Source organism: Pseudomonas sp. PSB11, from assembly GCF_014596605.1.
Lineage (GTDB): Bacteria > Pseudomonadota > Gammaproteobacteria > Pseudomonadales > Pseudomonadaceae > Aquipseudomonas > Aquipseudomonas umsongensis.
Map to the genome: position 1 here is coordinate 1 of NZ_NOIO01000064.1, position 1,635 is coordinate 1,635.

The following is a 1,635-nucleotide window of genomic DNA, read 5'->3' on the forward strand; positions in this document are numbered from 1 at the left end:
CGTTCTTTAAAAATTTGGGTATGTGATAGAAAGATAGACTGAACGTTACTTTCACTGGTAACGGATCAGGCTAAGGTAAAATTTGTGAGTTCTCTTAGTTGAGAAATTCGAATTTTCGGCGAATGTCGTCTTCACAGTATAACCAGATTGCTTGGGGTTATATGGTCAAGTGAAGAAGCGCATACGGTGGATGCCTTGGCAGTCAGAGGCGATGAAAGACGTGGTAGCCTGCGAAAAGCTTCGGGGAGTCGGCAAACAGACTTTGATCCGGAGATGTCTGAATGGGGGAACCCAGCCATCATAAGATGGTTATCTTGTACTGAATACATAGGTGCAAGAGGCGAACCAGGGGAACTGAAACATCTAAGTACCCTGAGGAAAAGAAATCAACCGAGATTCCCTTAGTAGTGGCGAGCGAACGGGGACTAGCCCTTAAGTGGCTTTGAGATTAGCGGAACGCTCTGGAAAGTGCGGCCATAGTGGGTGATAGCCCTGTACGCGAAAATCTCTTAGTCATGAAATCGAGTAGGACGGAGCACGAGAAACTTTGTCTGAATATGGGGGGACCATCCTCCAAGGCTAAATACTACTGACTGACCGATAGTGAACTAGTACCGTGAGGGAAAGGCGAAAAGAACCCCGGAGAGGGGAGTGAAATAGATCCTGAAACCGTATGCGTACAAGCAGTGGGAGCAGACTTTGTTCTGTGACTGCGTACCTTTTGTATAATGGGTCAGCGACTTATTTTCAGTGGCGAGCTTAACCGAATAGGGGAGGCGTAGCGAAAGCGAGTCTTAATAGGGCGTCTAGTCGCTGGGAATAGACCCGAAACCGGGCGATCTATCCATGGGCAGGTTGAAGGTTAGGTAACACTGACTGGAGGACCGAACCGACTACCGTTGAAAAGTTAGCGGATGACCTGTGGATCGGAGTGAAAGGCTAATCAAGCTCGGAGATAGCTGGTTCTCCTCGAAAGCTATTTAGGTAGCGCCTCATGTATCACTGTAGGGGGTAGAGCACTGTTTCGGCTAGGGGGTCATCCCGACTTACCAAACCGATGCAAACTCCGAATACCTACAAGTGCCGAGCATGGGAGACACACGGCGGGTGCTAACGTCCGTCGTGAAAAGGGAAACAACCCAGACCGTCAGCTAAGGTCCCAAAGTTATGGTTAAGTGGGAAACGATGTGGGAAGGCTTAGACAGCTAGGAGGTTGGCTTAGAAGCAGCCACCCTTTAAAGAAAGCGTAATAGCTCACTAGTCGAGTCGGCCTGCGCGGAAGATGTAACGGGGCTCAAACCATACACCGAAGCTACGGGTATCACCTTCGGGTGATGCGGTAGAGGAGCGTTCTGTAAGCCTGTGAAGGTGAGTTGAGAAGCTTGCTGGAGGTATCAGAAGTGCGAATGCTGACATGAGTAACGACAATGGGTGTGAAAAACACCCACGCCGAAAGACCAAGGTTTCCTGCGCAACGTTAATCGACGCAGGGTTAGTCGGTCCCTAAGGCGAGGCTGAAAAGCGTAGTCGATGGAAAACAGGTTAATATTCCTGTACTTCTGGTTATTGCGATGGAGGGACGGAGAAGGCTAGGCCAGCTTGGCGTTGGTTGTCCAAGTTTAAGGTGGTAGGCTG

1 rRNA gene is annotated in these 1,635 nt (G+C 49.7%); it reads left to right on the forward strand.

Annotated features, from left to right (window positions below):
• Positions 1-163 precede the first annotated feature (163 nt).
• Positions 164-1,635, forward strand: a 23S ribosomal RNA gene (locus tag CGA21_RS29665); the annotation flags it as partial.